Annotated in this window: 21 protein-coding genes; 4 read left to right on the plus strand and 17 right to left on the minus strand. The window is 46.4% G+C overall.

Annotation, left to right across the window (positions count from 1 at the left end):
- Positions 1-15 precede the first annotated feature (15 nt).
- From nagZ to adhE, 9 genes are all read right to left on the minus strand, one after another.
- Positions 16-1,644: a beta-N-acetylhexosaminidase gene (gene nagZ / locus MKY01_RS20590; RefSeq protein WP_339283326.1), complete on the minus strand. Its 1,629-nt coding sequence runs from the start codon at positions 1,642-1,644 to the stop codon at positions 16-18.
- Between the two features lie 28 nt (positions 1,645-1,672).
- The gene (locus MKY01_RS20595) at positions 1,673-3,304 is read right to left on the minus strand and encodes a response regulator (RefSeq protein ID WP_339283327.1); all 1,632 of its coding nucleotides are present in this window, start codon (positions 3,302-3,304) and stop codon (positions 1,673-1,675) included.
- On the minus strand, positions 3,301-5,136 hold the full coding sequence (locus MKY01_RS20600) for a sensor histidine kinase (protein ID WP_339283328.1): 1,836 nt from the start codon (positions 5,134-5,136) through the stop codon (positions 3,301-3,303). Before MKY01_RS20600 ends, MKY01_RS20595 begins: the two co-directional genes overlap by 4 nt.
- 32 nt (positions 5,137-5,168) lie before the next feature.
- The gene (locus MKY01_RS20605) at positions 5,169-5,999 is read right to left on the minus strand and encodes a carbohydrate ABC transporter permease (protein ID WP_339283330.1); all 831 of its coding nucleotides are present in this window, start codon (positions 5,997-5,999) and stop codon (positions 5,169-5,171) included.
- Complete coding sequence (locus tag MKY01_RS20610; protein ID WP_282320858.1) at positions 5,999-6,883, minus strand: sugar ABC transporter permease; 885 nt, start codon at positions 6,881-6,883, stop codon at positions 5,999-6,001. Before MKY01_RS20610 ends, MKY01_RS20605 begins: the two co-directional genes overlap by 1 nt.
- A gap of 51 nt (positions 6,884-6,934) precedes the next feature.
- Positions 6,935-8,302, minus strand: a complete 1,368-nt coding sequence (locus MKY01_RS20615) for an extracellular solute-binding protein (protein WP_339283332.1) — start codon at positions 8,300-8,302, stop codon at positions 6,935-6,937.
- 189 nt (positions 8,303-8,491) lie between these two features.
- Positions 8,492-9,244: a pyruvate formate-lyase-activating protein gene (gene pflA / locus MKY01_RS20620; RefSeq protein ID WP_076215706.1), complete on the minus strand. Its 753-nt coding sequence runs from the start codon at positions 9,242-9,244 to the stop codon at positions 8,492-8,494.
- 89 nt (positions 9,245-9,333) lie between these two features.
- Entirely contained in the window at positions 9,334-11,592 is a 2,259-nt protein-coding gene (gene pflB, locus MKY01_RS20625) for a formate C-acetyltransferase (RefSeq protein WP_076327975.1), read from the minus strand.
- A 786-nt stretch (positions 11,593-12,378) separates the two neighbouring features.
- Complete coding sequence (gene adhE, locus MKY01_RS20630) at positions 12,379-14,991, minus strand: bifunctional acetaldehyde-CoA/alcohol dehydrogenase (protein WP_339283335.1); 2,613 nt, start codon at positions 14,989-14,991, stop codon at positions 12,379-12,381.
- A gap of 430 nt (positions 14,992-15,421) precedes the next feature.
- On the opposite strand from adhE, the gene MKY01_RS20635 reads away from it, so the two are divergent.
- Positions 15,422-16,138, plus strand: coding sequence for a Crp/Fnr family transcriptional regulator (locus MKY01_RS20635; RefSeq protein ID WP_339283336.1), 717 nt, complete (start codon positions 15,422-15,424; stop codon positions 16,136-16,138).
- Between the two features lie 87 nt (positions 16,139-16,225).
- On the opposite strand, the gene MKY01_RS20640 is transcribed toward MKY01_RS20635, so the two are convergent.
- The 6 genes from MKY01_RS20640 to MKY01_RS20665 form a co-directional block, all read right to left on the minus strand.
- On the minus strand, positions 16,226-16,939 hold the full coding sequence (locus MKY01_RS20640) for a hypothetical protein (RefSeq protein ID WP_017687552.1): 714 nt from the start codon (positions 16,937-16,939) through the stop codon (positions 16,226-16,228).
- Between the two features lie 197 nt (positions 16,940-17,136).
- On the minus strand, positions 17,137-17,868 hold the full coding sequence (locus MKY01_RS20645; protein ID WP_127545613.1) for a hypothetical protein: 732 nt from the start codon (positions 17,866-17,868) through the stop codon (positions 17,137-17,139).
- Between the two features lie 194 nt (positions 17,869-18,062).
- The gene (locus tag MKY01_RS20650; RefSeq protein WP_074096966.1) at positions 18,063-18,359 is read right to left on the minus strand and encodes a helix-turn-helix domain-containing protein; all 297 of its coding nucleotides are present in this window, start codon (positions 18,357-18,359) and stop codon (positions 18,063-18,065) included.
- A 331-nt stretch (positions 18,360-18,690) separates the two neighbouring features.
- A complete protein-coding gene (locus tag MKY01_RS20655) occupies positions 18,691-19,419 on the minus strand; it encodes a trehalose utilization protein ThuA (protein ID WP_017687549.1) in 729 nt (242 codons plus the stop codon).
- A 24-nt stretch (positions 19,420-19,443) separates the two neighbouring features.
- Positions 19,444-20,412, minus strand: a complete 969-nt coding sequence (locus MKY01_RS20660) for a sugar phosphate isomerase/epimerase (protein ID WP_339283337.1) — start codon at positions 20,410-20,412, stop codon at positions 19,444-19,446.
- Between the two features lie 201 nt (positions 20,413-20,613).
- Positions 20,614-21,726 carry a Gfo/Idh/MocA family oxidoreductase gene (locus MKY01_RS20665; RefSeq protein ID WP_339191531.1) on the minus strand — a complete coding sequence of 371 codons (1,113 nt, stop codon included), beginning with the start codon at positions 21,724-21,726 and terminating at the stop codon, positions 20,614-20,616.
- A gap of 190 nt (positions 21,727-21,916) precedes the next feature.
- Between MKY01_RS20665 and MKY01_RS20670 the strand changes: the two genes are divergently transcribed.
- Complete coding sequence (locus MKY01_RS20670; RefSeq protein WP_017687546.1) at positions 21,917-22,735, plus strand: AraC family transcriptional regulator; 819 nt, start codon at positions 21,917-21,919, stop codon at positions 22,733-22,735.
- Between the two features lie 25 nt (positions 22,736-22,760).
- Here MKY01_RS20670 and MKY01_RS20675 read toward each other — a convergent pair whose 3' ends face one another.
- A complete protein-coding gene (locus tag MKY01_RS20675) occupies positions 22,761-23,075 on the minus strand; it encodes a hypothetical protein (protein ID WP_036674958.1) in 315 nt (104 codons plus the stop codon).
- A 32-nt stretch (positions 23,076-23,107) separates the two neighbouring features.
- Positions 23,108-24,046 carry a Gfo/Idh/MocA family oxidoreductase gene (locus MKY01_RS20680; protein ID WP_100527167.1) on the minus strand — a complete coding sequence of 313 codons (939 nt, stop codon included), beginning with the start codon at positions 24,044-24,046 and terminating at the stop codon, positions 23,108-23,110.
- 199 nt (positions 24,047-24,245) lie between these two features.
- On the opposite strand from MKY01_RS20680, the gene MKY01_RS20685 reads away from it, so the two are divergent.
- Positions 24,246-24,857 carry a VTT domain-containing protein gene (locus tag MKY01_RS20685; protein WP_036614914.1) on the plus strand — a complete coding sequence of 204 codons (612 nt, stop codon included), beginning with the start codon at positions 24,246-24,248 and terminating at the stop codon, positions 24,855-24,857.
- Between the two features lie 181 nt (positions 24,858-25,038).
- Positions 25,039-26,001, plus strand: a complete 963-nt coding sequence (gene msrA / locus MKY01_RS20690) for a peptide-methionine (S)-S-oxide reductase MsrA (protein ID WP_339283339.1) — start codon at positions 25,039-25,041, stop codon at positions 25,999-26,001.
- Positions 26,002-26,025 lie beyond the last annotated feature (24 nt).

The raw sequence follows: 26,025 nt of genomic DNA on the forward strand, positions 1-26,025 counted from the left end.
AAGGATTAAATAGGTCTAGCGCAAACGGACAGGTAGACTTCCTGTTGGTTGCAGTCCACCGGTTAACACATGGGACAGTACCCGAACAACTGCAGGTGTATTCTCATATGTACATACATAACTACCCGGCCTCGAGATCTCCAGCAGATCATATGGATTGCGTAGAGCAATTACAATCAGCGAATGATTTTTACTAAGCTTTTCAACCAAAAACTGTTGCCCTTTCGGAAGATGACCTGCCGATGTGTACGTACATACGATAACTTGTTCACTATCTGACACATCAGCCAATATCCGATCTGTTTCATCATAAGTGGGCTGCGTTGTAATTTTGTGCTCACGAACTCTGCCTCGCAGCTGCGATAACGCCATACCCAACGATTCTGTATGGGACCATGGTTCATCCACCTCTGTCCGTTGCACAACCTCAGGCCAGATGACATATACGCCCTTCTCTGGGTCCAACGGCAACAGCCCATCATTATGAACGATGGTAATACTGCTTGAAGCAATCTTGAACAACGTCAATTCGTTGGGCTCAGTGGGTTTAGTGCAATCAACAGGTTCGACATCGGTTGCTTCGACCGTTTCACTCGCTTTCGGCGAAACCAGATGATCATTCTGCTGCCCACAGCGCTTTTTTTTCCATGTCATAATGCGTTCAACCGCCTGATGAATAACCTCTTCCGAAATGCGCCCCGTTCGAACTCCTTCCACAATGGCTTCCAGCGCAGCAACCTGATCTTGCAAGGTATGACTCACCAGAATCAGATCTGCTCCTGCTTCCACAGCACGAACGGCAGCTTCAGCTACCCCATATGGCTTGGATATTGCATGCATTTCAAGACAGTCTGTAATAATAATGCCTTCAAAACCCATTTCCTCACGTAGCAGACCCGTTAACACCTTATGTGACAACGTAGCCGGAATGGGCTCGGGCTCAATCGAAGGGAACATCACATGAGCTGTCATAATAGCATCAACTCCGGCCTCAATCGCCTTGCGGAACGGTAACAACTCCATCTGTTCCAGCCTGTTTCGATCATGAGGTACCGTAACCATACCAAGATGAGAATCTACGGCTGTATCTCCGTGTCCCGGAAAATGTTTGGCAGTAGCAGCTATGCCCTGTGATTGATATCCGGTGATGGCTGCTACGCCATGAGCGGCCACACTTTCAGCATGTTCACCATACGAACGCACACCGATAACCGGGTTAAGCGGGTTGTTATTCACGTCGACCACTGGTGCAAGGTTCATATCAATACCGATGCTTTTTAACTCACGACCCAGAATTTGAGCACACTCCAGAGTATATTCCGCATTGCCTGTCGCACCAAGCGCCATATTACCCGGCACTTGGGTCATTCCCTCTTGGTCAATCCGTGCAACCATGCCACCTTCCTGGTCCACCGAAATCATGAGTGGTAGAGCCCCTGCTTCAGCAGCCATCTCTTGCAGTTCGGCGGATAGCCGTGTCAATTGATCTACACTTTCGACATTACGCCGGAAATAAATGACACCCCCGACGTGATAGTCACGGATTAAACGAGTAATCTGTTCATCTGCGTGCTGACTGTGAAATCCACACATCAACAATTGTCCTACCTTTTGCTCCAATGTCAGATCATTCAAGGGTTTCATTTGACCTCTCCTCCCGTTTCCCTTGGTACTACAAACCCAATTGTTTACTCTGCCTGTACTCTGAGGGTTTCATGTGAAAGTGTTTATGAAACACCTTGGAGAAGTAACGGCGCTCCTTGAACCCTGTTGCTTCCCCAATCGCTGTAATGCTCCATTCGGTTGTACTCAACAATAAAGCGGCACTTTCCATCCGTTTCTGCGTCATGTATTCCACAAAAGTAACACCCATTTGAGTTTTAAATAGCTGGCAAAAGTATCCTGGGCTGATTCCAAGCCAATCTGCGACTTCATCTATTCCCAAGTCCTCTTGCAGCCGTGCGTCCATATACTCACATGCAGACAAGATCAGTTCCGATACGGAAGGACGTGGCTGCGTTTGTTTGCCCTGACAGGCATGGGTAACAACCTCTGCAAGTTCAAGGAGTTCCCTCATGGATACGGCCCCTTGCAGTGCATTCCAATAATTCACTTCGTGCTCTTCAGCGAGGGCCTGTACTTCACGCAGTTCCCGAAGCATGTGCACAAGCATAAACCGAAGATTGGTTTCATCTATCCTGTTGAAGGATTGTCCTGAATTCCCCATTTGCTGTTTAAGCCGATCCAATACATCACGTAACCCCTGCTTGTTCCCTTGACGAATCCACCGAGTAACAAACTCCAGATCTTCTCTTGTAATCCATGAGTTAGCCCCTTTGGAGGCCGTATGATCATACGATAAGGTGGTTTCGGAACAACTCGCCTTTAACACCCCGTCTTCACTTTCCGAATGGGACATCAGTATTTTTTGACAATGCCGGTATCGCTCCAGAATTTGACTTTCCAGGTTCACGGGTACAGCATCCTGAACAACCCTAACCTTCACACTTGAATCCAAGAATAATATTTCATTTAATTCGAGACACAGTTGATGGGCCAGTTCCTCTGAGCGACGTTTCCACTCACCTGATGCCTCCAGCAAGATGCACCACTCCCCTTTGCGGGTCGAAAGAATCTGACAGTCCTCCGTAATTCGATCTGCCACTTCCCTAAGTCTGGAACTTATGGTCTCATGCCATCGTTGATGCTGAAGCTCGGACCAGCCGATAGAATGGCGAAAATAACCGACCGCATCCACCAGCAGCAACGTATACGGTGTAGCAGTTGTTATGAATTCAGGAACAGAGGCAGGATAGACAACCTTCAACGGTGCTTCTCCTCGCAACAGGTCAATCAATTGTTTGTGTCTGATCCAGCTTTCCATCTCTTGGCTGCGATAACGTTGCGATTCGTTTTCCTGACGTCTCTTCTGGATCTGCCCGGCAAGTTCACGCAGTTTATGTTCCAGATTCAAATAATCAATTGGCTTACATATGTATTCATGTACGTTATACTTGATAGCGGTTCGAGCATATTCAAACTGCTGATACCCGGTCAGTAAAATAATCTCACACGTTTCACCCTGCTCTCGCAGCAAACGAATAAGTTCCAATCCATCCATAGACGGCATTCGAATATCACACAAGAGAATGTCCGGATGACTTTCTGTTACTTTCCCCAGCGCTTCTACACCACTTCTCGCTGTACCTGTGATTTCAATCCCCATCTCTTCCCAGGGTAAAATGTAGTTCAGATTCTCCAGAATCGGCAGCTCATCGTCAACCAGCATTGCAGTCAGATTCATCCGGCTTCCTCCTGCTCATATAATGGAATAATGCATCGAATAACTGTGCCATACCCCGGTGCTGAACATATAAATATGCCATACCCGGCCCCGTATTGAATACGAATTCGATCTGCCACACTTCGTAATCCCAATCCCCTGCGTTCCGTTATGGACGATAATGATTCCGCCCCTTCCGCGAGCATATCTTCCGGCGTATCTTCTGCCATATACTCAAATCGTGCGAGCATTTCCTGGGGAATACCGATCCCATTATCCTCAACACATAACACCAGATGACCCCGTTCTGCATATGCGCTTATCCGCAATACACCTGGATAGGTGATCCCCTCAAACCCATGTTGAATACTATTTTCCACCAGAGGCTGAAGGGTAAGCTTAAGCAGAATTGAGCTGTATAGATGGGGTGGAATGTCAATCTCATAGGTGAACAAATCACTGAATCTGTACTGTTGAATCTCCAGATAACTCTGCAAATGCCTTATTTCCTCACCCAGCGGAATCTCCTCCTGATCCTGAATGCTGATACGAAGCATATTGCCAAGTCTGGTCACCATCTCGCTTACTTTGCGGCCCTCCCCACGCAGCGCTAATCCATTAATGGATTCCAATGTGTTAAACAGAAAATGAGGTTTGATCTGGGCCTGTAGTACACGCAGTTCCGCTTGGGCCTTCTGCTCTTGCTCTGCCCGAACACGACGGAATAATCCCCCGATCCGATCCAATAGTTCATTGAACCCTTGCGCAAGCAGCTGCATTTCATCGAATCCTTTTCCTTCCACCCTCGCATTAAAATCACCATCATCCACACGACGCATAAACCTTACAAGTACAGCAATGTTACCCGTAATGCGATTCATGAAAAAAAGATTAAAGATCATCGCTGCGAGCAGGCATGACAGAATAATGATGACAGACCAACCGGCAAAGGCATTGGTTTCCGCAGATAAGGCTTCCCATGAAGTCACACTGACGAGGCTCCAGTTATAGTTCTTCAGATGATATTGCGAAATGATGCTCTCTTTGCCGTCAAAGACCGTTCTGACACTGCTAAAACCAGGACCGTAACGGCTGGATTCAGCACCAAGGTTTTGCATGTTCTCACCGTTATATATACCTGCAGGATCATAGACGATCAGTCCTTCTTTATTAATTAATAGGAACGACGTATCCTGTGCTGAATCGCTGATCTGCAGGTGACGGAAGATCCGGTCGATCTCTCCTTTTTTGATCTGAACAACAAGCACGCCGATATTTTGAAAATAACTGAGTTCTTTGACCAGTCTGATCTGGGTGAAGACAGGTTCTACCCCGGTTAATTCGGGATATTCCAGAGGTGCGAGCCATTTAGGCACACCATTAAGTTGCTGAATTTCGTTGAATAAGGGATGCACTTTGAATTGCTGAAAAGGAAGGGCTTGAAAGTTTTCTTTGGTGAAAATGGAGACAATCTGGTTGTTCTCGGAAGAACGCAAATCATATAAAAAGGCATAACTAATGAACGGATAATTATATAGAAGGGAACGGAAATTGCGCTGGCTGGCATTCAGGGATAACTGATTACCGGTTCCCAGATCCTGCTTGGTCGGATCTTTGGCATTCAACGCCATTTGAAAAACCGATGTCGCTATCCCGTTGTCGGTCACATTATTAATCTGCTGAAATACATTCTCGATATTGTAGCTGATGGCCTGAAGCGCATATTCGGCCTGTTGATTGTATTTTTTCTCAATCGTATGTGATGTGACCAGAAACATGCCAATGCCCAGCGCACACATCGGTACAATAATCAGTAGCAGAAATGCCAAGGCCAGCTTCATTCGCAAGTTCATATCCCGTTCTCCCTATTCACTGGTTCATGGTATTAACCTTTGACACCACCTGCAGTTACTCCTTCTATAATTTTCTCCTGGAGTATAGCGTAGATCACAAGTACAGGTACAACGCTGTATACAATACCTGCCGACATCTGAGCATAGTTCATCTGATATTGATCCCGAAACTGGACCATGCCCACTGGCAGCGTACGCAATTTATCGGTGGATAAAAAATAGTTGGCGAGTAAAAATTCGTTCCAGTTGCCGAGGAAATTAACGATAAAAACCGTAACAATGGCTGGAACTGTAAGAGGTATCACTATTTTAGCAAAGATACCCGGGGCCCTCAAGCCGTCCATGACCGCCGCTTCCTCAATCTCCCCAGGCAGAGAACGCATAAAAGCCGCCAGGATAATAATTGTAAAGGGGATCGCATTGGCCACATAGGGCACGATCAATGCCAGATGTGTATCCAATATGCCCATTTTGCGTACAAGCAGATAAATCGGCAGCATAAGTGCATTGTTAGGAATAAGCATACCCGCCAGAATCAGGCTGTACAGAAACAGGCTCCATCTCCGGTGTCTCATCCGGGTTACGGCAAAAGCAAACATGGCGCCGAGGACAATCGTACACGCCGATGATAAAATCGAAATGTACAGGCTGTTCCAGAAATACGTGCCAATCTTGGCATTCACCCAGGCCTCCACGTAATTGTTAAACTCCCATGTTGTAGGCAAACCGAATGGATTCAGGGCGATTTCATTGTTATCCTGCTTGAAGGAAGAGAAAATTACAAATAAAAAGGGAAACAAAATCGCGATCAAATACAACATTAACAACACATGAGGTATACTGCTTTTTATGCTTTTCGCCATCAATATTCCACCTTCTCGCCCCGCCTCGCCACCAGCAGTTGATACACCACAGTGAGCACAAGCGTCAGAGCAAAGATCAGCACTGCAATGGTATTACCATAACCATATTTGAAGTTGGTAATTGCATATTTGATCATATATGTCGCCAGAACCTCAGTGGACCCAGCGGGCCCACCTTTGGTCATGACAATCACGATGTCGGCTGCTTTCATGGCACCTGCGATGGACAACATGATCACCACCGAAATGATCGGCCGGATCAGCGGCAACGTAATTCGCATTGCACGTTGTACCGCCGTTGCACCATCGATTGCGGCCGCTTCATCCAGATCACGGGGAATCGCCAGTATGGCCGCCAGCACCATGACAATGTAAAATCCCGTCCACTGCCAGGCATTGGTCACCAAGATGGACAACATGGCAAATCGGTTATCCGATAACCAGTAGATTGGATCGATTCCCAGCACATGAAGCATTTTGTTTAATAGCCCGATATTCGGTTCATAGATGAATCCCCATAAAATACCGATAACGGCTGTCGACATGATGGATGGTAAAAAAACAGCGGTTTTATACAGACCTTTCAGCCTTTTCACATTGGCAATCAGAAGCGAAAACAGGACGATTAGGGGTACCTGAATCAGTACCGAAAATCCGATGAAAAAGCCGTTATTACGTGTGGAAATCCAAAAACGTTCATCGGTCAGTGCCTTCACATAATTGGATAAACCCACAAAACGTGGCTCAGCCGATACCCCATTCCAACTCGTCAGACTGTAATACAGGGAGCTACCAATAGGGTATAGAAAGAACATTACAAACAGAATTAGGGCTGGCATTACAAACAACGTATAGATTAACGGGCTGCGGAGTGAAGTATTCATGGTCAGCCTCCTTCAGTCACTTCAACGATCGCAGTTTCGACTTGAATTCGTTTATTCCACTGAGGCGTTTGCTTCCTCTTGCACCTTTTGCAGCTCTTCTGCCATTTTCTCTGGCGTCGTCTGCCCACCAATCAACTTCTGAATCTGCAGATTGCTGATCTCTGTCGTCACATCGGCCTGAACAAGTGCATCAAATGCCGGGAACGACGTCTTGGACGCATTAAGCACAGCCACAATTTCTTTCATCAGATCATCGGTAATGCTATCGGTCAGCACTTTCTCGTCCAGCTTCATGGCAGGCAACACACCGTCTTCCACAAGGCCGCGGATCTGCATATCTTCATTGTAGAAATCTTTGATAAAAGCTTTCACTGCGTCCAGCTTCTGCGGGTCATCCGCCACTGCTGCCGAGAACCCGTATCCATTGTTCACATCACGCATCAAAGACGTCTGATCTCCTGCTCCGTTCTCTACCGGAGGCATATTGAAGAATCCAACCTTGCCAATGAGCGATTCACCGCTCTGACCTTCCTTAAATACAGATGATTTCCATGTTCCGTCATACATTAATACCACTTCTCCACTTGTAAATTGCGTGGTATATTCGGCATACTCAAAGCCCAGTTCACCTTTTTTGAAATAACCCTTATCCACCCATTCCTTATGTTTGGCAAAACCTTGCACAACACCCGGATCGGTCCACTTCGCTTCACCTGTTGCAAACTTTGCGGTAATCTCCGGCCCGGCATAGCGGGACCACAGATGGTTGGTTAACATAAGCGGCACCCAGCCCGCCTTAGATGCGGAAGCAAGCGGCACTTTGCCATCAGCCTTGATCTCAGCCAGTATATTGTCCAGTTCAGCCATGGTAGTTGGGGCTTTCCATCCTTTTTGTTCGAAGTACTCTTTATTATAGAAAAAACCTTCGCCCGAACCGCCAATCGGCAGTCCATATACTTTGCCTTCATACGTAAACGGTTCAAGGGATGTAAACTGGTCCTGAATGCCCAGCTCTTGCAGGATTGGGGTCAGATCAAGCAGCATACCTTCCTTGGCATAAACTTTGGAATCCGGGCTACCGAACAGTTCAAATATATCCGGCGGGTTACCTGCCGCCATCTCTCCGCGAAGCTTTTCCTTACGATTCACATCGGATTCGACACCATCCAGCGTAAAGGTCAGATTGGGTATCTCTCCCTCAACTTTGTCCACAACATCCTGCAGAATGGCCAGTCTTTTCTGTTTGTCGGCTCCCACCTGCGTGTGGCGGAGAAGCATTTCAACCGGTTCCTTACTTGTTTCCTCCACAGGTGTATTGCCTGCGCCTTGCTGTGGCTCGTTACTTGAGCTTGCACATCCCGCCAAAGTCCATGAAGTGATAAGCAATAATGAAAGCAGTAATGTCATTCTTTTTTTCATCTGGTTGACCCTCCTCAAGATATTGAGCATTTGGCTTTACACTCTGATTATAAAAAGCCGGAGCTTACATCGTAAGGATGACAATTCATCAATGGAGGGATAAAATCCTTCACTGGACAAAAAACAGCCCCTGCGAAACATGTTCGCAAGGACTGCTTGGTTGAGTGTTTTTACTATATAAAGGTTAGATCACTTACCTGAACAAGCCACGCCAGCCGTTTCCTGGCGACCTTGTTCGATCAGGCGATACGCCCGCTCCACTTCTTCTTCACTTGGTGAAGGAACTCCATCCAGTGGATATACTTTGCCGAGCGCCTCCCATTTGTAGATCCCCATCTGATGGTATGGAAGAATTTCGAACTTCTCGACGCCATTTAATGTTCCAATAAACCGTCCGAGGTTAAGCAAATCCTCTTCCTCGTTATGAATGCCAGGCACATACACGTGGCGTATCCACATTTTCCGACCTTGCTCCGATAACCACTTGGCCGTTTTCAACGTTCTCTCGTTGGATTTGCCTGTCAACTTGATATGTTTCTCATCATCAATATGTTTGAGGTCCAGCAGAACCAGGTCTGTGTGATCCAGGAGATCGTGAATCCGTTCCGGTTCGTTAAATCCGTTGCTGTCCAGTGTCGTATGCAATCCCCAGCGCCGCTTCACTTCCTTGAAGATTTCGGCTACAAAGTGAGCCTGTAACGTTGGTTCTCCACCAGATATCGTAAGCCCGCCTCCGGAGCTGCGGTAGTAAGACAGGTAAGGCTCAATTTCAGCCAGTACCTCCTCAAGCGTCATTTCTTTTCCACCATCCAGCGCCCAAGTATCAGGGTTGTGGCAATATTGACATTTGAGTAGACATCCTTGCATAAAAAGCACAAAGCGGATGCCTGGGCCGTCAACCGTCCCGAAAGTTTCGAGTGAATGAATATGTCCGTTAACCATGCTGCCTCTTCCTTTCTGTATCCGCATCCGCTGTGCGTTTAATATGATTTGGAATACCTTGCTCTAGCGGTCTTCTACTAGCAAATTACTTACATCGAGCCATGGAACGTACGGTTGATGACATCCAACTGTTGTTCACGAGTCAATTTAATGAAGTTAACGGCATATCCGGATACCCGTATAGTCAGTTGTGGATAGCTTTCCGGGTGATCCATCGCATCAATCAATTGCTGACGATCAAATACGTTAACGTTCAGGTGATGAGCGTTTTGACCGAAGTAACCATCCATCATCGCAGTCAGATTGGATTTACGTGTAGTCTCCTCTTTACCCAATGCTTTTGGCACGATGGAGAAGGTATTGGAAATCCCGTCAAGACTGTGTTCATAAGGCAATTTGGCTACCGAGCCAAGGGATGCCAGTGCACCTTTTTTGTCACGACCATGCATTGGGTTTGCACCTGGAGCAAATGGTTCACCTGCTTTACGACCATCCGGTGTAGTCCCTGTTTTCTTACCATATACCACGTTGGAAGTGATCGTCAGAACGGATTGTGTTGGAACTGCGTTACGGTAAGCTTTGTGCTTGCGAATCATGCCCATAAAGTTCTCGACCAGTTCAACAGCAATGCTGTCTACGCTGTCTTCATTGTTACCGTAACAAGGGAAGTCTCCTTCGATTTCGAAATCAACAGCGATGCCTTGTTCGTTACGAATTGGTTTTACTTTGGCATATTTGATCGCACTCAGTGAATCTGCTGTAACCGACAGACCAGCGATACCGCAAGCCATCGTACGTACAATGTCACGGTCATGCAATGCCATTTCGATACGCTCATAGCTGTATTTATCGTGCATGTAGTGAATGACGTTGAGGGTGTTCATATACAGCTTAGCCAGCCACTCCATCATTGGTTTGAAGCGTTTCATAACCTCATTGTAATCCAGCACTTCGCTAGTAATGGCAGGATACTCAGGTCCAACTTGTGCTCCGGATTTCTCGTCACGACCACCGTTGATCGCATACAGGAGAGCTTTTGCCAGGTTGGCACGAGCGCCGAAGAATTGCATTTGTTTCCCGATCTTCATCGCCGACACACAGCAAGCAATACCGTAATCGTCACCGTAGATCGGACGCATCAGATCATCATTTTCATACTGGATTGAGCTGGTTTCGATGGATACTTTACTGCAATAATCTTTGAAAGCTTCTGGAAGTTTCGTTGACCAGAGAACAGTCAAGTTTGGTTCTGGTGCAGGACCCAGGTTGTGCAGTGTATGCAGGAAACGGAAACTGTTTTTGGTTACACGTGTTTCGCCATTCACGGACATACCACCGATGGACTCAGTCACCCATGTTGGATCTCCACTGAACAGTTCGTTGTAATCCGGTGTACGCAGGAATTTGACGATCCGCAGTTTCATTACAAAATGGTCAACCAATTCCTGAGCCTGTTCTTCGGACAGAATCCCTTCTTGCAGGTCACGTTCAATGTAGATATCCAGGAAAGAAGATACACGTCCCAGTGACATCGCAGCACCGTTCTGTTCTTTGATCGCAGCGAGATAACCGAAGTACAACCATTGGAACGCTTCTTTTGCTGTTGTCGCTGGCAAGGAAATATCGAACCCGTGCATATCGCCCAATTGTTTCAATTCTTGCAATGCACGAATCTGTTCAGACAATTCTTCCCGCAGACGAATGACATCTTCATCAATAACATCAACTTCGAGTGCATTCAGTTCGCCTTTTTTGTTACGAATCAGGAAGTCTACCCCGTACAAAGCTACACGACGATAGTCACCGATGATCCGGCCACGGCCGTAAGCATCTGGCAGACCTGTAATAATTCCTGCTTTACGCGCTGCACGCATGTCGGAAGTATAAGCATCGAATACACCCTGGTTGTGTGTTTTGCGAATGTTTGTAAATATATCAATGACGCCCTGTGGCATTTCAAAGCCATATGCCTCACATGCGTCAATCATCATGCGAATTCCGCCTGTTGGTTGAATGGAACGTTTGAACGGAGCATCGGTCTGAACGCCGACAATCTGCTCTTTGGATTGATCCAGATAACCGGGTTGGTGAGAAATAATAGTACCTGGTGTGTTCACGTCAACGTCAAGGACACCGCCGTTATCCCGTTCTTTTTTGGTCAGATCAGATACGATCTCCCACAATTCTTTGGTATTCTGGGTTGCACCTGCGAGAAATGCTTCGTCGCCGTAATACGGAGACAAGTTGTGTGCCAGAAAATCATTCACATCTACGGATTTGGTCCATGTTCCTTTGGTAAAGTTTCTCCAGCCTGTTTGTTGTTTGACATCTTTTTCAATCACCGACATCGTAATCCCTCCACTAATTTGGATTTCTGGACACATAACATCTTGCTTCATTCGTAGCATTGTGTGCCCAGAGCCGCGATTAATGTGAATTGTTTCACATAAACCGGAACATGTTCTCTCTACTTGGGAACCGGAACCGCGGGATGAATGTTTTTCTTACATTTTCAGTATACGACTTGGGGCTTTCATCATCTGTGATTTTTGTCACAAAGCCAGTGAACTAACTCACTCCACCTGCGCTGTGTCCCATTGACCCCTGTAAATTCACACTTAGCCACTGCGCGGGCAGAACAACTTCCGATCGCTGTTATCCCCGGATTTTTTCAATTTTATATTTCAAAGGGGAAAATCCGGGGATAAAGGCGAACGCTCCGCTTCTTCTGTTTTTCTGCCCACTCCGTTATTGTGTGAACATCTGGCTCAAACAGCCACGTCACGGATTCCGTGTAACCTCTCTAGAACCCTTTGCTCCTCTATGCTCGGAGCAAACCAAATCTTAGAATACTCCTGAAAAACAGATGCTCGCTCTTCTGTTTTTCTGCCCACTCCGTTATTGTGTGAACATCTGGCTCAAACAGCCACGTCACGGATTCCGTGTAACCTCTCTAGAACCCTTTTGCTCCTCTATGCTCGGAGCAAACCAAATCTTAAAATACTCCTGAAAAACAGAGGCTTCACTCTTCTGTTTTTCTGCCCACTCGTTATTGTGTGAAAGACGGCAATCGGGGCTCCCCTCTCGGGGAACCCTGATCTTCTTGCCGTAAAGCACGCTTTGTTCTAAATTTATTATTCAAACTTTCCGTAGAAAGCGTTGCGGTATACATCAGCCAGTTCAGTTACCAGCGGCAACTTCGGATTGGCGGTTGTACATTGGTCTTCGAAGGCACGGTCTGCCAGATAATCGACATGTGCTTCAAAGTCTTTGGCATCGAATCCGATCTCTTGGAACGATTCTTCAATACCCAAGATTTTGTTCAGTTTACGGATGGCATTGATAAGACTGGTTACGCCTTCTTCTGTCGTACGAGCAGGCAATCCCAGTATGCGGGCAATTTCGGCATACCGCTCATCCGCTACAAAGTGCGAATATTTCGGGAACGATGCAAATTTGGTCGGTTTTTTTGCGTTGTAACGAATGACGTGTGGCATCAGAATGGCATTGGTGCGTCCGTGTGCGGTGTGATACTGACCGCCCCATTTGTGCGCCAAGCTGTGGTTAATGCCCAGGAATGCGTTGGCAAACGCCATACCTGCAATCGTGGAAGCATTATGCATTTTTTCACGTGCCAGTTTATCTCCTTGCAGCGCAGATTGCTCCAGGTATTGGAATACCAGTTGGATTGCTTTGATCGCAAGTCCATCCGTGTAATCATTTGCCATAACAGATACATAAGCTTCAATCGCATGCGTCAGTACGTCCATTCCTGTGTCGGCAACCGCTGTTCTAGGCAGGGAATATACGAATTCTGGATCGACAATCGCTACGTCTGGTGTCAGCTCATAGTCGGCCAATGGATATTTGGTGTTACCTTGATTTTTATCTGTGATAACCGCGAACGATGTCACTTCAGAACCTGTACCCGATGTGGTTGGGATCGCTACAAATTTCGCTTTTACGCCGAGACGTGGATATTTGTAGATCCGTTTGCGGATATCCATGAATTTTTGTTTCAGATCGTTGAAGTCCGTGTCCGGATATTCATAGAACAACCACATGGCTTTGGCAGCATCCATCGGTGATCCACCGCCGAGTGCGATAATGCAGTCTGGTTGGAAGCGGCGCATCATTTCGGTTCCGCGATCTACCGTTGTTGTCGATGGATCTGGCTCTACATCGGAGAATACTTCGATCGCTACTGGCATTTGGCGTTGACGCAGATAGTGTTCTACCTTTTCAACATATCCAAGCTTCACCATCATGGCATCCGTAATAATGGCCACACGTGTGATGTCAGGCATTTTGGCAAGATACTGTGTTGCTCCTTTTTCGAAGTAGACTTTGTTCGGCACTTTGAACCATTGCATATTCACGGTACGGCGAGCCACCCTTTTCACATTGATTAAGTTCACAGCGGTTACGTTGGAAGAAGTCGAGTTACGTCCGTATGATCCGCATCCCAGTGTCAATGAAGGCATGTTTGTGTTGTAGATATCCCCGATGGCACCGTGTGTGGATGGTGAGTTCACAATAATCCGTCCGGTTTGCAGACGATCTGCGAATTTGCCGATCACTTCTTCATTTGTGGAGTGGATAACCGAGGAGTGACCCATGCCGCCAAAAGCAACCACTTCTGCTGCACGTTCAATGCCCTCTGCTGCCGTTTTAACTTTGTAACAAGCCAGTACCGGGCTTAATTTCTCAGCCGACAATGGGAATTTGGTACCTACCCCTTCAATCTCGGCCACGAGAATTTTGGTGCCTGCTGGAACTTCAATACCGCACAATTTCGCAATGCTTACCGCAGATTGACCAACAATCGCCGGGTTCACCGCACATTTCTCGGTATTAATCGCACCTGCTGTCAATTTTGCTGCTTCATCTTTGTTAACAAAGTAACAGCCATTTGCAATCATTTTTTTCTTCACTTGATCAAAGATCGGTTCTTCAATGATGACCGCTTGCTCGGAAGCACAGATCATGCCGTTATCGAAAGACTTGGACAGGATCAAATCCGTTACTGCCTGATTGATATCCGCGCTTTTCTCGATAAAGCAAGGTACGTTACCCGGTCCTACGCCCAGTGCAGGTTTACCACAGCTGTACGCTGCACGTACCATGCCTGATCCGCCTGTTGCCAGAATGAGAGCCACATCATTGTGATTCATCAGTTCGTTTGTACGATCCATGGAAGGATCATCAATCCACTGGATACAATCTGCTGGTGCACCATGTTTCACAGCCGCTTCCAGCAGGATTTTGGCAGCTTCCCGGCTACAATTCTGTGCAGATGGGTGGAAGCCAAAGATGATTGGGTTACGCGTCTTGATGGAAATCAATGCTTTAAACATCGTCGTTGATGTTGGGTTGGTAACTGGTGTAATACCCATGATGATGCCGACCGGCTCCGCAATTTTCTGGAAGCTTTCATACTCGTTATCTTCAATCACACCTACGGTTTTATCGTACTTGATACTGTGGTACACATATTCTGTTGCAAATATATTTTTGGTGATTTTATCCTCATATACTCCGCGGCCTGTTTCTTCTACGGCCATCTTGGCGAGCATCATGTGTTTATCCAGACCCGCAAGCGCCATTGCTTGCACAATCCGGTCAATCTGCTTCTGGTCCATCTTCATGAATGCGGCGTGTGCTTTATTCGCTTTGTCGATTAACGTTTGAATATACTGACCTGCTGTCGGTTCTTTTGCTGGGGCGACTTCGTTCTTTACAGCCATCTCCCTCATCCTCCTAAAGGTTCGTATTAGTTTGTCTCTCTCGTTTACATTCACATCGTAACATGACAATAAACTTAATTATGTGATTTTTTTCACAAAGTATAACAAATTTAATTTAAGTTTTGTAGTGTCCTTCATACGACCATTTTCACTTCCTATTTAAAATATAGAGCTGTAAAATTCATCCTCTCCATTAAAAGTGAATTTTATCACAATGTTTGAAATTTCGTCATTTTTGCCCCCTTTCCTTCCCCCTCAAACGGTAAGATTAGGTATATACTGAACTTAAAAATTGAACCACCGCAATTTGTACCGTCCTTCCTCCCGGCCGAGATGACCCTGATCAGGACGGCAACGGTTTGCGGCGAACCTCGGAGGCTACTGCTTACTACAGAAGGTCGTCCGATGGACATGAAGGGGAGATAGACTTATGAGAGAACTAACAACTGTACTGGAAAAGCGCGGTAATACTAACTGTTTCTCGGAAGCAAATTTCAACCATCTGCTGGTTACCATGAAAGATAGAACCTATTTGGAAGGTACACATCTGTACTGGGAAGGCGACATCTCTGACAAACTTTATTATATGAAACGGGGCCGTGCCCAGATCACCAAATCCACGGATGAAGGCAAGGAACTGATCATGTACATGTATCAATCCGGTGATATGATTGGGCAGGCTGATCCCTTCTTTGGCTCTAAACACAGCTTCTCAGCGGAAGTATTGGAGGACAGTGAGATCGGTGTACTGGAACATAAAGACCTGGAAATGTTAATCTGCCAGCATTGTGACTTCGCGATCGATTTTATGAAATGGATGGGCATCCACCACCGGTTGACACAGACCAAATTCCGGGATCTCATGTTATATGGCAAACCGGGTGCACTTTGCTCCACCCTCATTCGGTTGTCGAATTCGTATGGTGAGCCTCATGGAGAGCATGTCATTATTCACAAAAAAATTACCCACACGGACCTGTCCAATATGATTGGAGCCACTCGTGAAAGTGTAAACCGCATGTTAAGCGACCTGCGTAAGAAAGATGGGATTGAATATGACAATGGCATGATTGTCATCAAAGATCTGAAGATGCTACAAGGAATCTGTCACTGTGAGCTTTGCCCGAACGAGATCTGTCGTATTTAATATTTGACTATGCTGATCGGATCTTGCTTATATATTTAATGAAAAAAAGCCCAGTTCTCTAAAAAGAGATTGGGCTTCTTGGTATACTTAGGATGCATTGGTTAATTCAAGCTTAACCGCATCACGTGGATTCAATTTCATGTCCAGACCATTTTCCATTAATTCTTTGTCATTCACCATAATGACCCACCGCTCATTCATACGAGGCGTGACATTCTCGACCGAAACGACAAATTTGTTATTCTCCGACATTCTTACAATGCCGCTGGACTTCAACACATCACGAACTGTGCACTCTTGAACGTAGACGCCGGCATATTGACGATTAAGGGTTGGCATAATGTTTCCACCGCTAACCTTGAGTAACGTTGTCTGATATGCAACGCCATCCCCCCCACTGTCAGCGGCTTTCACGTAAATGATCACTTCATCTTTGGCATGAAGCTCCATGTCCCAATCTTCCTGTTCAATATCCTTGCCGTTTAATTTGACAGCCCAGCTAAGCGAAGAATCCAGAGAAACTTCACCGACGGATTGAATCCGTTTGCCATCTGCCGTAAAATCAACCAGTCCGCTATTGAGTAATGCTTTTTTGAGTGTCAAACCCTCACTAAAATCTCGCTTAATGGACTTTGTTGCATCAGGCAAAAACGTACTGCCATCTACAGCCACTGTGATTGTATTCGCTGTTTCTGTCTCCTTGACAATTGGCTGCTCAGAAGGCTGTGTCTCACTACAACCAGCCAAGATCGCCAGTAGGAGCAAACATACACCTATGTAACCGGGGATTTTCTTCATCATGTAGGTAACACCACCCTGCGTAAAATCATTCACCCTGTTGTCCATAACCTCTATTATGGCACAACCTTCGGCAAAAAAAAGTGTCAAAGCCGTTACTTTTATAGGCTACCGCCTGCAAATAAGGCTTGTACAAGAAAGAGAGCCTGCACACAGGCTCTCCAATCTATATCATTTTTATGTTCTAATTGGTTACGTTATCATTGGACACTAGCCTGCATGTATGTCCGTCCTCCATCGCCATCTTTCAGATATGGATTAAGCCCGAAGAACTGCTCCTCAGATACGTATACACCTGTCAGCAATCGCCCTTCAAGCAATCCACCGTCAACCTGCACGCAACATGAAGGTGCGTCTACATACTCCTGATACAACGGAATCTGCCCATATTGTTGATGGACCTTAAATACCTTGCCTTGCTCATGCAAAGGCCGTTCCGAGAAATAGGTAGGCACAATATAACGGGCAATGACATCCAGCTCCTGCACGCTATAAAAGGGTTCATCACCAAGCCATGGCGCAAACATTCGAATCTTCTCATATTGAGACCAGACAACCGCCTGAATCAGCATTTCTGCCTCAACCAACCGACCTTCTCCCACATCTAAAGCCAATTGCTTAGCATGCATAGTTTCTTCCATCTGAGACATCGTTGAATCAGGTTGTCCCAGCTCACATCCGATACACTTCCAGCCCCTGGACGTTTGAATCCATTTTTGCAGCACCGCCGGAGCTAATTTCGGACCATCGCTGTTCACAGAATGCGTATTCACTTCGGCAAGATCATCCTTAACCAAACGGGAATATGCTGTGCGCTTAAACAACTCTGCAGCTTTTTTGTAAATGAGATGGACCTGAATGGATGCGCTCTCAAGTTCTGCAATATCTTTTTTGCCGTAGCGTACTTCACGGGATAAGCTTTCTTCTCTCATGACAAGTGGGCCTCCTTCGCTCCGGCCGTCTGTGGCCATTTTCTATAGATTATACTACAACTCATGACAACATGTGCATAGCCCAAGAGAAAAACGCCGAACAACATAGTACTTAAGACAAAAACCCCTGATTTCCACAGAAATCAGGAGTCTATGTCATTCATGCAACAAAAGTGGGTGATATTGCTTATGCGTTAGTCAACCCACTGCTCAGCCCAGTCTTGAATTTGATTCATGACAGGCTGGAGCGCTCTACCTTTATCCGTCAGTTCATATTCAATACGAACTGGCGTCTCGGGATAGACGTGACGAACCAGAATACCTTCACTCTCCAGATCTTTCATCCGTTCGGATAACATCTTATCACTCATGGATGGAATCAGATTGGAGATATCCTTGAATCGCTTCGAACCACTCATCAATGTTTGAATAATTAAACCATTCCAGCGCTTGCCCAAAAAAGAAAACGCCGTCTCAAAACGCGGACACATCCGCAAGTCTTGACCTTCCACATTAATCACCTCTTTAGAGATCACTCAAATCAACTTACATTTTGTTAGTATATTTCATAATAACATATTTAAGCTTCAAAGAAAACGCCTGCAACTAAAAAGTTTAAATTTTAGAAGCATATCATCCAAAATGGATCATACATCCCAGTATACATTACACGCTACGTCGTCACCATGGGAAATATCGTATAACTTCCCCATAGTACTATCTTACCCAAAAAGAACCCAGCTGCCACAGTCATCAATGACTCGGAGAAGGGTTCTTTTTGAATAAAACTTATAATTTCCATTACACGATTGAGTTAGTGAATTAGACCAGCACGCCACCAAATGGTCTTACAGGTTCGCTCTTGCCAAATTCCGGCTTAAAGCTGCGGGCAGGATATGCCCATTTCACAGCATTGCTGATCACTCTTAATATTTCAGGTTTGTAATAGGTCGGATACGTCTCATGACCTGGTCGGAAATAAAAGATTTTACCTTCACCACGCCGGAACGTACATCCGCTCCGGAATACTTCCCCACCCTGGAAGTTGCTCACAAACACCAGTTCATCCGGTACTGGAATATCGAAGAATTCACCGTACATCTCTTCTTTTTCCAATACAATCTTGCCTTCGATGCCATCCGCAATCGGATGAGATGGGTTAACACACCATACAATTTCCTGCTCGTCAGCTACACGCCACTTCAGATCGCAGCTTGTTCCCATCAGCGCTTTGAATGGTTTGGAGAAATGACCTGAATGGAGCACAATCATTCCCATCCCGTTCAGCACTCGCTGCGCAACCTTCTGTGAGATCTCATCGCTTACGCGATCATGTGCCATATGTCCCCACCATATGAGCACATCTGTGGAATTCAGCACTTCATCACTTAATCCATGTTCAGGCTGATCCAGTGTAGCTGTACGAATAGCAAAGCCTTCGCCGCCAAGTCCGTCAGCCAGTGCTCGATGCAGACCATCCGGGTAGACTTCCCTTACTTCATCGTGAATTTTCTCATGGACAAATTCATTCCAAATGGTGACGTTGATCATATTCAATTTCCCCCTAGTGTAGCTCTAAACCCACCACATGTCGCCCAGCGGTTCTTCGATCAATACTTGCTGGAGATTTTGCACGGCTTTAGAGAATCCTTCTTCAACCGACATCAGACCGTCTTCGTGCTCAATACTTACTACATAATCATATCCGACCAGACGCAAGGCACTCATAATGTCTGCCCACGTCTTGTTATCATGTCCATAACCAACCGAGCGGAACTGCCAAGCCCGATCCAGCATATTGGTATAGTCCTGCATATCCGTTACACCGTGTTTGTTCACGTTGACCGGATCAATCGTTGTATCTTTTGCATGGAAGTGATGGATGGCTCCTTCACGTCCCAAGATGTGAATTGCCTGAACCGGATCAATACCTTGCCACCACATGTGACTTGGGTCCAGATTGGCTCCGATCACATCACCTGCTGCTTCACGCAGTCTCAGCAAGGTTGCTGGTGTATGAACGGAGAATCCACCGTGCAGCTCCAATCCAACTTTTACGTTACGATCTGCTGCAAATTTACCCCACTCTGTCCAGTAAGGGATCACTTTGTTCTCCCACTGCCACTTCAGGATCTCCTGGAAGTCATTTGGCCATGGTGCAACAGGCCAGTTCGGATATTTAGCATCCTCATGGTCTCCTGGACAACCGGAGAATGTATTCACTACAGGTACTTCCAGCTTCTCAGCCAGTTCTACCGATTTAACAAAATCATCGTGAAATCCTTTGGCAATATCCTTTTGCGGATGTAGCGGGTTACCATGACAGCTGAGTGCACTGATCGTCAAACCACGTGATTCCACTGCATTTTTGAAGTTTTTCAAGGCTGTAGGATTGCTTAACAACTCATCTGGCTTACAATGTGCATTGCCTGGATGTCCGCCTGTTCCGATCTCTACTGCTTTTAATCCCTTGGATGCTACATAATCAAGAGCATCCTCCAATTTACGTCCTCCGAATAGTACCAAAAATACGCCGAGTTTCAAGTGCGATTCCTCCCTGGATTAGATATCGTATGATTGCTGAATTCATGAATATTGAACTGTATACAATTACCGTTCAGATCACATGCCTGTTTGATTAGTGTGGAAAATCGAGAGTGTTTCTATCCTGAAATTGAACGTAAGAATACTGGTTATTCTTCACCACTTGTAAGAGCATCAAGCTTCGAACACTTTTTTCTCGGACTAGTGTGATTCCACGGTTTCAACCTCAGTTTGAACTGTGCGAGTTACTGCAAAAGAATCATAGTTGCTCTCCAGATGTATATGCTTGCCTTCAAGTGAAGAACGCTGGAATGAATGCATGGCTTCCAGTACGTGATAAGCAAGCTTGCCACTGGCTTTGTGTTCCCGTCCGGCACGAATGGATTCAACCATTTCGGTTACGCCGATGCCTCGTTCATTTTGTCCACTTTCGAAGACTGGTTTGACCGTCTCCCAAGTGTCTTGACCGTATCTGCGAACCTTCACTTCCCCGTTAAAATAATTGGGGTCCGGTACACTAAGCGTACCTTCTGTACCATAGATTTCAATACGTGGCAGATCCGAAGCTCCGCGAATATCGAAACTGGTGATCATGGTTGCAATGGCACCCTCTGCAAAATCAATGGTTCCTGCCAAGTGGGTAGGCGTCTCTACTTGCAGTGCTGTGCCTTCCTTCGGCCCAGAGCCAATCTTGCGATCTGCAATCTGTATGCCTGCCGAGGCGCTGATTCTGCGTATCGGTCCAAGCAACGTAATCAGAGCGGTCAGGTAGTAAGGTCCCATATCAAACATCGGTCCGCCACCTGCGACATAAAAGAACTCCGGATTAGGATGCCAAGCTTCTGGTCCTCCACCCATAAAGAATGAAGTCGCTGCAACCGGCTTGCCAATGAGCCCATCCTCAATGGCTTTACGAGCTGTCTGTATGCCTGAACCAAGGAAGGTATCCGGTGCAGAACCAACATACAATCCCTTTTCCTCAGCCAACTCAACAACTTTGCGACCATCCTCAAGAGAAATTGCCAGCGGCTTCTCGGCATACACATGTTTGCCTGCTTCGAGTGCAGCCAGATCGGTCATGGCATGACTGCCAGGAACCGTAAGGTTCAACACAAGTTCAATTTCGTTATTTTGCAGCAACTCATCTACATTGTAAACGTTTGCGATATTAAATTCATCTGCCCGTTCCTGAGCGCGTTCACGAATCAAATCCGCAACAGCCACGACTTCAATGACCGGGTTGTTTTTGAGATTTTCCAAGTAGATGGCGCTGATGTTACCACACCCGATGATGCCTGCTTTCATTTTCTCCACTGTGACGTTCATCTCCTTACGCATGGTGAAAATCTGCGTTTGAATGGTTGAGATACATATGTTTTGTTGGATGTTTCCTGTTCCTTAAATCTAATACTATGGTATTCCGTTTCAGCTTCAATTAAAATGAATAATATGATTGAAACATGAACTATCTGGTCATAATTTTCAAATTGCAAGGAGTATGCCCATGCCGACAGATCAATCCTGCCAAGTTCTTACAGCAGGCTTTTCATTTCATCGTAAACCCTACGCTATGGTGCAGCCTGAAGGTGTGAAGAACTACCTGTTAAGACTGCAAACAGACGGACGTTGCCGTGCACGCATAGACGGGGACATGTCCCTGGTGGATGCGGGCGATCTGCTTCTTTTTGATCCTGATGAACCCTATGAGTTGAGAATAGACAATGAAACCAATCCGATGGGAGAACGACTGGTGGAGAGTGGTGACTATCACATCTTCTTTAATGGTTCCTGGGTGGATGAGTGGTGGAAACGGCACAAACGGCCGACCCGGATCAAAGTCGAACTGACGGAAAGTCTTTTGGTCCTGTTTCGACAGCTCGTACTGGAACAGCGCCGCATCTCCAATCCTTATCCGGAAATTTCAAGTTATTATATGCGAATTTTATGTCTCGAAGTGGATCGTCTGCTCGCGGAGCATCCAACGATAACCAACACCAATTATGTGGCTTATGAGATCAAAAACTACATTGAAGAAAACGCTTCCTCTTTATTCAAGCTCGATGATGTGGCAACACATATTGGCATTAGTGTCTCACGGGGTGTACATCTCTTCAAAGAAGCGTTTGGCAAAAGCATCATGCAATACACACTTGACGTACGGCTGAACATGGCCAGGGAACGGATTATTTTCAGTCCAATGACTCTGGAGCAAGTGTCTGAGTCATCCGGCTTTAACAACTATACCTATTTTCATCGGGTATTCCGTTCCCGGTTCGGCATGTCCCCGAAGGAATTCCGCGTCATTCACCGGGAACAGATGTAATCATATTAGTATACGTAAGTTGAACTTATTTGCGCGCGGCTATGGCCTCGGATACAACCATCGCCAGATCTTCATTGCCAAACATGGACAACACGCCAAGTACCGTATCATCCGGAATCTCACCGGCTTCCTCCTTGGATACAATCAGCTTCTGCACCTGCTGCAAACGCTCGTTGCTCTGCTGATCCGGGTAGGCTTGCCGGTACATCTCTTCCGGGTCCAAACCATTATTGACACACCACTGGGCAAATACGAGGATCATCATCTCTTCTTCCTGTTTATAGGTTTCTACAACAGCTTCCTCGATCTGTTTATTACGTTCCTTTTCATATTCATCCATAACTTGTATTCCTCCGTATGTGTATTCTGCAATTATTTGCGAATCAATTGTTCCGCCAGTTCATGACTGTCCATGACATGACTTGCACTGATCAGGCAATCATCAGGTGAGTCCAGACAAGCCAGGAAATTGTCAACTGCTCCGCTAAAACCTCTGCGTGCTAACACGGTGTCCCAGCTCCCGAACGTTTCTTTGGTTTCCAGACTCCCCTGTTCCATGTAGCTGATCGTGTCCATGTTCACCACTTCAACAGATCGTCCACCACCATGCAATTCGATCTTCTCCAGATCTGCCCCAGCTTCACGCACCATATCGAATCGACCGTAGGCTGTTCTGCCCAGCTTGGCCGTTCCGGTTGCATGCAGCAGTCTGTCCAGATCATTCTTCCGAATCCATTGATGAAGCAACTCCACATTATGATCCGAGTACCACAACATCAGATCCAGTATATGGATGAGATCATCATAGATAGTTTCTGCCGCAGGACGATCCTGAATGCCTGTACGATGTTTGGTCACTGTCAAGGATTCAAAACCTTTTCCACCCTGCATCCATTCTTTCGCTTTTTGGTACATCGGTGCGAATCTGCGGTTGAAGCCTACTGCGAGTAGCAGCCCTTGTGCCTCGGCAAAAGCAGTCATCTCTTCCGACTCCCGAATCGTATAGGATAACGGTTTGTCTACGTACACGGCTAATCCCTGTTCCAGACATTGCATGACAATGTCAAAGTGCGCTTCCGTTGCTGTATGTACAAACACCGCATCCAGATCCCAGGACAACAGTTCTTTCAGATCCGTTGTTCCCCGTTCTAATCGATACGCCTCCTGAACGGCTTTGACCGGTTCCGGAGATCGGTTCATAATGCCTACAATCTCCACGTTCGGATGAGCTGTTAACAGCGGCAAATATACTTTACGTGCAATATCGCCGAGGCCGATAATTGCAACTCGTTTACGTTGGGTTGTTTCCATGATGATCATTCCACCTTCAGTTCGGTTCTATATTTCCACGTCCTATAGTGTAACCCTTCGGACAGCAACTTGCCAGTGATTGCAGCACACTTCGCACGAATTGTTCAGACAATGGGCGAACGTGGTAAACTTAGGAGGAACAGCAGTACAGATCGGGACACGACCAGACCTGCCTGATCTGAAAGGAGCGTTTGGGATTTTGCGAAAATGGTTATGGCTTCTGTTATATGTTTTACTTGCAGGAGTCACGTTTATTTACAGATATGAACTGCTGGCCTGGACCGATCTTCATCAGTCCATTCCGCTGTTACTCGCCATGGCAACATTGTTTGCTCTTGTGCCTGTAATTCCTTATAAGTTTGTTATTATCGCCTTTGGTTACAGTTACGGTACCACCACGGCAGCCTGGATATGCTGGCTTGGCACCACACTTGCAGCCATGCTCGTGTATGGCGGAGCAAGAACCATCTTCAGACATCAGGCGAGATCGTACCTCGAACGTATTCGGGGTCTGAACCGTTTTACCACATGGATGGAAGCACATCCGTTCATGGGTGTCATGTCGATGCGACTGTTGCCGATCGTGCCTCAGATGGCCGTTAATATCTACGCAGGTATAACGTACACGCCATTCTGGGTCTTCATGCTTGCCACGGCCATTGGGAAAATGCCAGCGATTTTTGTATTTGCCTATGCAGGTGCACAAGCTGAAACCTCAATCTGGTTGAGCTTGGCCATCCTTGCCGGATATCTGGTGTTCATGGCCATTGTATTGCTCTTATTTCGCTTTCGGTCACGCAACAAAGCCTGAATTCAGAATTCGCAAACCGTTCAGATTCAGCTTGTTTTCATTCCGGCTTGGTTGGCTTGCCAATTCAGGATATAATAGAAGAGCAAGCCTAATGCTTGTGTAACAAGTTTTAATAAAACGGTAGATTGCTGGAGCTCGAACACGAGCGCTAAATCTTCATCAGAAATGGAGTGACTATAGCATGGAACAACATTCAAGTGAGTTAGCAACTTTTGCAGGCGGATGCTTCTGGTGTATGGTATCCCCCTTTGAAGAACTGCCCGGTATTCATAAGATCGTATCGGGTTATACAGGAGGACATACCGAGAATCCAACATATGAAGAGGTCTGCTCGGAGACAACAGGACATGTAGAGGCTGTGCAAATTACGTTTGACCCTGCCATCTTCCCTTATAAGAAACTGGTTGAACTGTTCTGGCAGCAGATTGATCCTACGGATACAGGCGGGCAATTCCATGACCGTGGATCTTCCTATCAGACGGCCATCTTCTATCACAGCGAAGAACAGCGCAAGATTGCGGAAACTTCCAAAGCGGAGCTGGGACAAAGCGGACGTTTTGACAAACCAATCTTCACACCCATTTTGCCAGCCAAACCGTTCTATGAAGCGGAAGAACATCATCAAAATTATCACCGGAAGAACCCTGCCCATTACAAACGCTACAGCAAAGGTTCTGGACGTGTAGATTTCATCGAACGCAACTGGACCGGTAACGTGGATAAAGACGGGCTGAAAGAGCGTTTGACGCCGATTCAATATGAAGTTACGCAGAACAGCGCGACCGAGCCTGCATTCCATAACGAATTCTGGGATCACCACGGTGATGGTATCTATGTGGACATCGTATCTGGCGAGCCATTGTTCAGTTCTACCGACAAATACGACTCCGGCTGCGGCTGGCCGAGCTTCACACGTCCATTGCGTGACCACAACGTGAAGGAAAAAACTGATCTCAGCCACTTCATGATTCGTACCGAAGTGAGAAGTCGTGAAGGCGATTCCCATCTGGGTCACCTGTTCAACGATGGTCCTGCCGAAGCAGGTGGAATGCGTTATTGCATCAACTCTGCGGCACTTCGTTTTGTACCCAAAGAAGACTTGCAAAAAGAAGGATACGGTGAGTACGCCGTCCTTTTCCAATAAGTTATAATGCAAATACAAAAAGAG

The organism is Paenibacillus sp. FSL R5-0486 (assembly GCF_037975155.1).
Lineage (GTDB): Bacteria > Bacillota > Bacilli > Paenibacillales > Paenibacillaceae > Paenibacillus > Paenibacillus amylolyticus.

Excerpts from the sequence above, each read along its gene's own strand:
- nagZ (WP_339283326.1), bottom strand. The coding sequence starts at position 1,644 with ATGAAACCCTTGAATGATCTGACATTGGAGCAAAAGGTAGGACAATTG.
- MKY01_RS20595 (WP_339283327.1), bottom strand. The coding sequence starts at position 3,304 with ATGAATCTGACTGCAATGCTGGTTGACGATGAGCTGCCGATTCTGGAG.
- MKY01_RS20600 (WP_339283328.1), bottom strand. The coding sequence starts at position 5,136 with ATGAACTTGCGAATGAAGCTGGCCTTGGCATTTCTGCTACTGATTATT.
- MKY01_RS20605 (WP_339283330.1), bottom strand. The coding sequence starts at position 5,999 with ATGGCGAAAAGCATAAAAAGCAGTATACCTCATGTGTTGTTAATGTTG.
- MKY01_RS20610 (WP_282320858.1), bottom strand. The coding sequence starts at position 6,883 with ATGAATACTTCACTCCGCAGCCCGTTAATCTATACGTTGTTTGTAATG.
- MKY01_RS20615 (WP_339283332.1), bottom strand. The coding sequence starts at position 8,302 with ATGAAAAAAAGAATGACATTACTGCTTTCATTATTGCTTATCACTTCA.
- pflA (WP_076215706.1), bottom strand. The coding sequence starts at position 9,244 with ATGGTTAACGGACATATTCATTCACTCGAAACTTTCGGGACGGTTGAC.
- pflB (WP_076327975.1), bottom strand. The coding sequence starts at position 11,592 with ATGTCGGTGATTGAAAAAGATGTCAAACAACAAACAGGCTGGAGAAAC.
- adhE (WP_339283335.1), bottom strand. The coding sequence starts at position 14,991 with ATGGCTGTAAAGAACGAAGTCGCCCCAGCAAAAGAACCGACAGCAGGT.
- MKY01_RS20635 (WP_339283336.1), top strand. The coding sequence starts at position 15,422 with ATGAGAGAACTAACAACTGTACTGGAAAAGCGCGGTAATACTAACTGT.
- MKY01_RS20640 (WP_017687552.1), bottom strand. The coding sequence starts at position 16,939 with ATGATGAAGAAAATCCCCGGTTACATAGGTGTATGTTTGCTCCTACTG.
- MKY01_RS20645 (WP_127545613.1), bottom strand. The coding sequence starts at position 17,868 with ATGAGAGAAGAAAGCTTATCCCGTGAAGTACGCTACGGCAAAAAAGAT.
- MKY01_RS20650 (WP_074096966.1), bottom strand. The coding sequence starts at position 18,359 with ATGTGTCCGCGTTTTGAGACGGCGTTTTCTTTTTTGGGCAAGCGCTGG.
- MKY01_RS20655 (WP_017687549.1), bottom strand. The coding sequence starts at position 19,419 with ATGATCAACGTCACCATTTGGAATGAATTTGTCCATGAGAAAATTCAC.
- MKY01_RS20670 (WP_017687546.1), top strand. The coding sequence starts at position 21,917 with ATGCCGACAGATCAATCCTGCCAAGTTCTTACAGCAGGCTTTTCATTT.
- MKY01_RS20675 (WP_036674958.1), bottom strand. The coding sequence starts at position 23,075 with ATGGATGAATATGAAAAGGAACGTAATAAACAGATCGAGGAAGCTGTT.
- MKY01_RS20680 (WP_100527167.1), bottom strand. The coding sequence starts at position 24,046 with ATGGAAACAACCCAACGTAAACGAGTTGCAATTATCGGCCTCGGCGAT.
- msrA (WP_339283339.1), top strand. The coding sequence starts at position 25,039 with ATGGAACAACATTCAAGTGAGTTAGCAACTTTTGCAGGCGGATGCTTC.